At 71.0% G+C, this 8092-nt stretch carries 8 protein-coding genes and 1 pseudogene; 6 read left to right on the top strand and 3 right to left on the bottom strand.

The annotated features are described in order from the left end of the window. The 3 genes and pseudogenes from K206_RS37670 to K206_RS0106320 all read left to right on the top strand — a co-directional run. A pseudogene (locus K206_RS37670) lies at positions 1–269 on the top strand (DNA alkylation response protein); the annotation flags it as partial. Positions 270–382: 113 nt separating this feature from the next. Continuing rightward, positions 383–1177 (top strand): TatD family hydrolase, encoded by a 795-nt coding sequence (locus K206_RS0106325; protein WP_020201569.1) that lies wholly within the window; start codon positions 383–385, stop codon positions 1175–1177. Continuing rightward, a complete protein-coding gene (locus K206_RS0106320) occupies positions 1170–1868 on the top strand; it encodes an ankyrin repeat domain-containing protein (protein WP_063826814.1) in 699 nt (232 codons plus the stop codon). Before K206_RS0106325 ends, K206_RS0106320 begins: the two co-directional genes overlap by 8 nt. Positions 1869–1901: 33 nt before the next feature. Here the strand turns inward: K206_RS0106320 and egtB are convergent, their stop codons facing one another. Continuing rightward, positions 1902–3191, bottom strand: coding sequence for an ergothioneine biosynthesis protein EgtB (gene egtB, locus K206_RS0106315; protein ID WP_020201567.1), 1290 nt, complete (start codon positions 3189–3191; stop codon positions 1902–1904). Between the two features lie 355 nt (positions 3192–3546). After that, positions 3547–4167: an FMN-dependent NADH-azoreductase gene (locus tag K206_RS0106310; protein WP_020423696.1), complete on the bottom strand. Its 621-nt coding sequence runs from the start codon at positions 4165–4167 to the stop codon at positions 3547–3549. Between the two features lie 186 nt (positions 4168–4353). Here K206_RS0106310 and K206_RS0106305 point away from each other — a divergent pair, with 186 nt between their 5' ends. Further along, positions 4354–5310: a LysR family transcriptional regulator gene (locus K206_RS0106305; RefSeq protein ID WP_020201565.1), complete on the top strand. Its 957-nt coding sequence runs from the start codon at positions 4354–4356 to the stop codon at positions 5308–5310. A gap of 234 nt (positions 5311–5544) precedes the next feature. Then, positions 5545–5958, top strand: coding sequence for a DoxX family protein (locus tag K206_RS0106300; protein ID WP_020201564.1), 414 nt, complete (start codon positions 5545–5547; stop codon positions 5956–5958). A gap of 19 nt (positions 5959–5977) precedes the next feature. Here K206_RS0106300 and K206_RS0106295 read toward each other — a convergent pair whose 3' ends face one another. Next, complete coding sequence (locus K206_RS0106295) at positions 5978–7195, bottom strand: EAL domain-containing protein (protein ID WP_020201563.1); 1218 nt, start codon at positions 7193–7195, stop codon at positions 5978–5980. Between the two features lie 253 nt (positions 7196–7448). On the opposite strand from K206_RS0106295, the gene K206_RS37665 reads away from it, so the two are divergent. Continuing rightward, positions 7449–8092: DNA translocase FtsK 4TM domain-containing protein (locus K206_RS37665; protein ID WP_043365662.1), on the top strand; the 644-nt coding region annotated here is incomplete at its 3' end.

Raw genomic sequence — 8092 nt, 5'->3', positions numbered from 1 at the left:
CGCGCGAAGCCGACACCCGCCGGGCCGCCAGCGCGCTCTACCATGCCAGCGCCGCCATCCTGATGGCCTGGGAAGCCAGCCAGCCTGGCGCCGACGCGCGCCGGCTGCTGCTGGCCCATGCGCTGCTGCGGCACCGCCTGCTGCCGGCCGATCCACCGGCGGCCACCGATATGGCCGGCTTGGCCGACTCGGCCTGCGGCGACCTGCTGCTCGGCGACGCGCCGGTCACGCTCGGCCACGCCAGCGCCGCCATCGCGCTGGCCGGCTGAAACGGAACGTCCGGCGGCGGGCAGCGGGGTGCGACCGGATACAATGGCAGGCGGCACCGCCCCAGGCCGAACCCAGGCCCGATGGCGCCGCCGCTATCCGGATACCGTCCCCCATGTTTGTCGATTCCCACTGCCATCTAGATTTCCCCGACCTGGCCGCGCGCCTGCCCGAGCTGCTGGAGAACATGCGGGCCAACCAGGTCACGCACGCGCTGTGCATCTCGGTCACGCTGGAAGACTTCCCGCGCGTGCTGGCGCTGGCCGAGCAGCATCCGCACCTCTACGCCACGGTCGGCGTGCATCCCGACTACGAGGAAGGCGAGGACCCCACGCTCGAGCGCCTGCTCGCGCTCTCCGCGCACCCGCGCGTGGTCGGCACCGGCGAGACCGGGCTCGACTACTACCGCCTCAACGGCCGCAGCATCGCCGACATGGAATGGCAGCGCGAGCGCTTCCGCACCCATATCCGCGCCGCGCGGCAGACCGGCAAGCCGCTGGTCATCCATACCCGCTCATCGGCCGACGACACGCTGCGCCTGATGCGCGAGGAAGACGCCGGCGCCGTGGGCGGCGTGATGCACTGCTTCACCGAGAGCTGGGAGATCGCCCGCCAGTCGCTCGACCAGGGTTTCCATATCTCGTTCTCCGGCATCGTCACCTTCAAGAACGCCGTGGAGCTGCAGGAAACCGCGCGCAAGGTGCCGCTGGACCGCATGCTGATCGAGACCGATTCGCCCTACCTGGCGCCGGTGCCGTATCGCGGCAAGACCAACCAGCCGGCCTGGGTGCGCCACGTGGGCGAGTTCATCGCCAACCTGCGCGGTATTCCCGTAGCACAGCTGGCGGAGCAAACGACCGATAATTTCTTCCGCCTTTTCAAGCATATAGACAGGAATTCTCATGCTTAACATGAAGTCACTGCGATGCCTGGCCGCGAGCGCGGCCCTGCTGGCCGGCTGCGCCGCCTGGGGCACGCCCGCCGACGACCTGCGCAAGGCGGTGGAATTCGACGATGCCAGCGCCACGCAGAAGCTGCTCGCGCGCGGGGTCGACCCCAACGGGCTCGACGCCAAGGGCAACCCGATGCTGGTGGTGGCGCTGCGCGAGAAGTCGCTGAAGGTGGCGGCGGTGCTGATCCGCGCGAAGAACATCGATTTCGACAAGACCAACGCCGCCGGCGAGACGCCGCTGATGATGGCCAGCCTGCAGAACGAGTTCGACATGGTCAAGCTGATGGTCGACCAGATGGACGTCGAGATCAACAAGACCGGCTGGACGCCGCTGCACTACGCGGCGACCAACGGCAACAACGAGATCGTCAAGTACCTGGTCGACCACGCCGCCTACATCGACGCCGAAAGCCCCAACGGCAGCACCCCGCTGATGATGGCCGCGCGCGGCGGCCACATCGAGACGGTCAAGCTGCTGCTGGACGAGGGCGCGGACATGCGGCTGCGCAACCAGCAGGGCATGACCGTGATCGATTTCGCCGAGCGCTACAACCAGCCGGAGATCGCCAGCGGGCTGAAGTCGCGCTGGCAGAAGCTGTATCCGCAGACGCCGATGGAGGCGCCGGCGCCGCGGAAGGGCGCGAACTAGGGATGCAGCCGGCCGGGCACCCGGCCGCCGCGCCTACGCATCGTCGGCCAGCCTCACCCCCGTGAACTGCCAGCGCTGGTGCGGATAGAAGAAGTTGCGGTAGCTCGCCCGGATGTGCGATTCCGGCGTCACGCACGAGCCGCCGCGCAGCACCATCTGGCTGCACATGAACTTGCCGTTGTATTCGCCCACCGCGCCGGCGCCCGGCCGGAAGCCCGGATAGGGCTGGAACGGGCTGGCGGTCCATTCCCACACGTCGCCGAACATCTGCCGCAGCGCGCCGGCCGTATTCTGGCGGTCCGGCAGCGGGCGCAGCACGCGGCCTTCGGCGAAGTTGCCGGTGGCCGGCAGGTTGCGCGCGGCGTGTTCCCATTCGGCCTCGGTCGGCAGGCGGCGCTCGGCCCAGCGCGCGAAGGCGTCGGCCTCGTAGAAGCTGATATGCGTGACCGGGCTGTCCGGGTCCACCGGCTGCATGCCGCGCAGGCTCATCTGCCACCACGTGCCTTCGCGCTCTTCCCAGTACAGCGGCGCTTCGATGCCCTGCTCGTTGACCCAGCGCCAGCCGTCCGACAGCCACAGCCCGGCGGTGCGGTAGGCGCCGTCCTCGATGAATTCGAACCACTGGCGGTTGCTGACCGGGTGCGAGCACAACTGGTACGGTTGCAGCAGCACGTTGTGGCGCGGTCCTTCGCAGTCGAAGGCAAAGCCGTCGCCGTCGTGGCCGATGGCGACCACGCCGCCGGCAAAGCGCAGCCACTCGGCGGCCGGGCGCGGGTCGGCGATCACCGGCGCCAGCAGCTCGGGCGCGAAGGCGGGCTTGAGCGGGTTCTGCGCGAACAGGTGCAGGATGTCGGTCAGCAGCAGTTCCTGGTGCTGCTGCTCATGGTTCAGGCCAAGCTCGATCAGCGCGGCCTCGGCATCGGTCTGCGCGTGCATCAGCAGGCCGAGCATGGTTTCGTCGACGGCCTCGCGGTAGGCCAGCACCTCGTCCAGCGACGGCCGCGTGAGCAGCCCGCGGCGCGGGCGCGGGTGGCGCGCGCCGACCGCTTCGTAATAGGAGTTGAACAGGTAGCGGTAGCGCTCGTCGACCGGCTCGTAGTCCGGCAGGCGCGCCGCCAGCACGAATTCCTCGAAGAACCACGTGGTATGCGCCAGGTGCCATTTGGCCGGGCTGGCGTCTTCCATCGACTGCACGGTGGCGTCGGCGTCGGTGAGGTCGGCCACCATCGCCTCGGTCGCCGCGCGCACGTGGCGGTACTGGGCGAGCAGGGCGGGTTCGTGCGGGGGATGCAGCGCGCTGGCAGGCAGCAGGGCAGAAGACATGCGGGCTCCCGGATCGGACGTGGCGTCTGCCGCGGGGCGGCCCGCGCATGCGGCCGGCCGTGGCTGGTGGAGGGCGGGCAGGCCGCTGCCCGGGCCCGTGCTGCCTGGCTGTGCGGGCTTGCCCCTGGGGGATCCGCGCCCAAAGCGGGCGCGTCCGGAACCATCATAGACCTGAAATGCGCGGCAGGTACAGCCGGCGAGCGTCCTGCAGCAAGGCGGGCCGGGCCGGGAGGCAGGCGCGCAGCGCGGGCCGGCCCGGCGCCGGTGTCCGTAACGCAGGACGCCCGCCGGCGGCATCGCGGGCGGGCGTCCTGTCTTGCGCATCCCCTGGCGGCGCCACGCCGCCGGGGCCGGGTCAGGCGGCCAGCGGGGCGCCGTCGTTGAGCGCCGCCACCTGGCCGCGCGCGGCCACCAGGGCGGCTTCGCGGGCGTCCGGGCCGAAGGCCAGGCCGTGGGCGCGCACGTAGGTGATGTCGGTGATGCCGAGGAAGCGGAACACCACGTCGACGGTCTGCTCATGCAGGTCCAGCGCGGAAGCGTCCGCGCGCACGCCGCCGCGCGACGACACCACGATCACGCGCTTGCCGCCGGCCAGGCCTTCGGCGCCCTTCTCGGTGTAGCGGAAGGTGCGGCCGGCCTGGGCGATGCGGTCGATCCACGACTTGAGCTGGCTGGGGATGCCGAAGTTGTATTGCGGCACGCCGACCACCAGCACGTCGGCTTCCAGGAATTCCTTGAGGAAGGCTTCGGTGCGCTGCAGTTCGGCTTCCTGCATGGCGTCGAGGCCATCCTTGGGGCCGCCCAGCACCGGCAGCAGCGCGCCGGACAGGTGGGCGGGCGCGTCCTGGTCGAGGTCGCGCACGGTCAGCTTCGCGGTGGGGTTCTTGGCGAGCAGGTCGGCCACGACCTGCGCGGTCAGGCTGCGGGAAGCGGAATGGCCGCCCAGGACGCTCGAGTCGATTTGCAGGATGTTCATGTTCAGCTCCACAGGTGGATCGGTGTTTCGGGATTAGGTGAAGCGAACGATAGCGGTCCGCCATTGATGCCGGTAGTGGTGCAAAATAGAAATTATTGTTCCAGTGCCGGAACGCACGACCGGCCCGCGGACATCCCGGAAACCCCGGTCCGCCGCCCCCAGCCACCGCAAGAAGCCGTCACGACGATGCAAGACCTGAACGATCTTTCGCTGTTTGCCCAGGTAGTCCAGCACGGCAGCTTTTCCGCCGCCAGCCGCGCCAGCGGCGTGCCCAAGTCGCGCCTGAGCCGGCGCATCGCCCAGCTGGAGCGCGAATTGGGCGTGCAACTGCTGCGCCGGACCACGCGCCAGGTGCGCGTGACGCCGATCGGCGAGGCCTATTACGAACGCTGCCGCGCCATGCTGGCGGAGGCGGAAGGCGCGCGCGAGGTCATCGAGCAGGCGCGCGACCAGCCCGGCGGCACGCTGCGCGTGAGCTGCCCGGTGGCGATCGCGCAGAGCCTGCTGGCGCCGGAGATCGGCCGCTTCATGCAGGCCAACCCCGGCGTGCGGGTGGAGATCGAGGCCACCAACCGCCGCGTGGACGTGATCGGCGAAGGCTTCGACCTCGCGCTGCGGGTGCGCGAGGTGATGGACGATTCCTCGCTGGTGGTGCGCAACTTCGGCGAAAGCCCGCTCATGCTGGTGGCCAGCCCGGCGCTGCTCGACAGCATCGGCCGGCCGCGCACGCCGCAGGCGCTGGAAGGCATGCCCGGCGTCAACCAGAAGCCGCACGACGGCAAGCACGTCTGGACGCTGACCTGCGACAGCGGCCAGGCCATGCACATCGCCTACGATCCGCGCCTGATCACCGACGAATTCGCGCTGCTGCGCGAGGCGGCCATCGCCGGCATCGGCGTGGCCATGCTGCCGCGCATGTTCTGCCGCGATGCCATCGAGAGCGGCGAGCTGGAGCTGCTGCTGCCGCAGTGGATCACGCCGGTCGGCACGCTGCACGCGGTGTTTCCGTCGCGCAAGGGCATGCCGCCGGCGCTGCGGCGCTTCCTGGATTTTCTCGCCGAGATCCTGCCCGAGACCGCGCGCAAGGCCGGCATGCAGCTGCAGCAGCCGGGCATGCACCGGCGTCCCGTCGGCACGGCCTGAGCCGCGTGCTGCCGGCCTGGCGGGCGGCCTCGCCCGCGGCCCGATCCGGGCGGCCTTTCCCGCGCCGCGGCGCGCCCGCAACTTGTGGCTTTACCTTCACGGTGCCGCGCACTAAGGTACATAGGCGCCCGGCGTGGCGCGAAAGGCGCATGGGCTGGCTGGCCCCGCCGGCGGCAGCCGGCGTTTCCGATACCGTGCAAGAGCGCGAACAAGAGCGGACAAGGAGTGACGACCATGAGCGGAACCCAGACATCCCAGGACCTCGGCAAGGCGGTGCTGCGCATCGTGCTTGGCGCGCTGATCCTTTTCCACGGCGTGTCCAAGCTGATCCACGGCCCCGGCTTCGTCACCCAGGTGGTGACGCAGGCCGGCCTGCCGCCGGCCGTGGCCTACCTGGTCTATGTCGGCGAAGTGGTGGCCCCGGTCCTGCTGATCCTGGGCCTGTGGGCGCGCCTGGCGGCGCTGGTCGTGGCCGTCAACATGGTGGTGGCGATCGCGCTGGTGCATACCAGCCAGTTCGGGCTGGTCAACGATACCGGCGGCTGGGCGCTGGAGCTGCAGGCGATGTACCTGGCCAGCGCGCTGGCGGTGCTGCTGCTCGGCGCCGGGCGGCTGAGCGTGGGCGGCATCGCCGGGCGCTGGAACTGACGCCGCCGCGCGCGGCGGCTCAGGTGGTCCAGCGGCCCAGGGTCTCGGCCACGAACATGTCGGGCGGCAGCGCCGGCGACCACAGGTAGCCCTGGCCCAGGTCGCAGCCCAGCGCCTGCAGCGCGTCGCGCTGCGCGGGCGTCTCGATGCCCTCGGCCACGCATTCCAGCTTGAGGTCGCGCGCCAGGTTGATGATGTTGCGGCAGATCGCCGCGCGCTGGCTGTTGCCGGGCAGCGCCACCACGAACGAGCGGTCCAGCTTGACCTGCGTGAAGGGCAGGTCGGCCAGCAGCTTGAGGGTGGCGATGCCGATGCCGAAATCGTCGATCGCCACGCCGTAGCCGAGCAGCCGCAGCCGGTTCAGCGCGATCGACAGCGCCCGCGGGTCCGGCACCGGATAGCCTTCGGTCAGCTCGATGATCAGCAACTGGCGCGGCATGCCGCTGGCTTCCACCATCGCATCGAAGGCGTCCAGCACGCCCGGCCGGCACAGCGTCTGCGCCGAGGCATTGATGCTCAGGGCGATGCGCACGCCGCGCGCCAGCAACTGCCGCTGCACCGACAGGCATTGCTGCCCCGCCAGCTGGAACACCGCATCGGCCTTGCCCAGCATTTCCAGCCGCGGCACGAACAGGTCGGGCCGCACCAGCCCCAGCGACGGATGGCGCCAACGGCAGAGCGCCTCGGCGCCGGCCAGCTTGCCGCTGACGATATGGAACTGCGGCTGCAGCATGATGAAGATGGCGCCGGGCGTCTGCAGCGCGTCCAGCAGGTCGGCATCGTCGGGCTGGTCGAGCGCGGCCATCGGCGGCGCGGCGGTCAGGTCGCGCGCCAGCGCGTCCTGCAGGATTTCCTCCAGCACCACCGCGGAGATCGGCTTGTGGACCGCGCGCACGTGGGCCAGGCCGACCGAGTCCGCCAGGCTCACGTGGGAATCGATGATGTCGTCCTCCAGCGCCGACACCCATACCCACAGCGGCTGCGCGCCGACGAAGGCCTGGCCGGCGCGCCGGGTCAGCTCGTCCATCATGGCCGGGCCGTTGATCCCCGGCATCTCGATGTCGCACAGCACCAGGTCGAACTTGCGCGCGGCCAGCAGGTCGAGCGCGACACGCCCGTCGGACGCGCAGCGTATGTCGGCGACGCCGAGCTGGCTCAGCAACTGCTCGGCCGCCAGCAGCTGGAAGGGGTGGTCATCGACCACCAGTGCCGACAGTCCGGCGTAGCGTGTCTGCATGGTTGGCTCGGCGGCGGCGGGCGCCCGGGGTTCGGCTGCGTGTGGGTCAGGCCGCGGCCGGTCGGGCCGTGGCGGGCATCGCCCATAGTAGCGCACATGCCGCGCGGCGGGCAGGTCCGCATGCGCGCCGCGGCCCCGCCGCGCCGGCACGCGACTGCGGGGATTCCGCCACGGCCGCGCATCTTGCACGGCGCCGCGGCGCGCAGACCCGCTACAATCGCTGCCCGAGGTATTTGACGATGGCGTTTCGATAATGGGTTTTGGCTGGTTCGGTTATTCGACCTTGTGGCTGCTGCCGCTGCTGTGGCGCACGGTGGCGCGCCTGCTCGCCGGCGAGCGCCGGTTCTTCAGCGGGCGCGGCTCGCTGCGCGTCTGGGTGGGCACGCTGATCGTGCTGTGCGCGAGCGCTTCGCTGGAAGCCCTCACGGGCGCCGCGGGCGAGGGCGGCATGGCGGCGAGCACGTCGGGCGGCAGCGCCGGGCGCGCGCTCGGCGGGCTGCTGACCGGCATGCTTGGCTGGAGCGCCAGCCTGCTGGTCATGCTCGGGGTGCTCGCGCTGGCCGCGCCGATGGTGTTCGGCGAGACCTGGCGCAGCCTGTTCTCGCGCAAGCCGCAGGCGCTCGAACCGGACGAGGAAGATGTCGCGCCGCCACGCGCGCCCGCGCGCACCGTGCGCGAGCCGGACAGCCGCGAGGCCGCCCGCCTCGGCGCCACGCATGCGTCCATGCCGGGCGCGGTGGATTACGTGCCGCGCCACAAGGGCATCGAAGCGGTGTCGGCGCGGCGCCAGCCGGTCTGGCAGCCGCCAGCGCGCACGCGCAGCTCCCCGCCGCAGCCGGGCGAGATCTGGCTCCAGCAGGCCGCGCCGCCGGGCCCGGTCACGCCCGAACCCGCGGC

This window comes from Cupriavidus sp. WS (assembly GCF_000395345.1).
GTDB classification, from domain to species: domain Bacteria; phylum Pseudomonadota; class Gammaproteobacteria; order Burkholderiales; family Burkholderiaceae; genus Cupriavidus; species Cupriavidus basilensis_B.
This window is presented reverse-complemented; position numbering and strand designations above follow the sequence as displayed.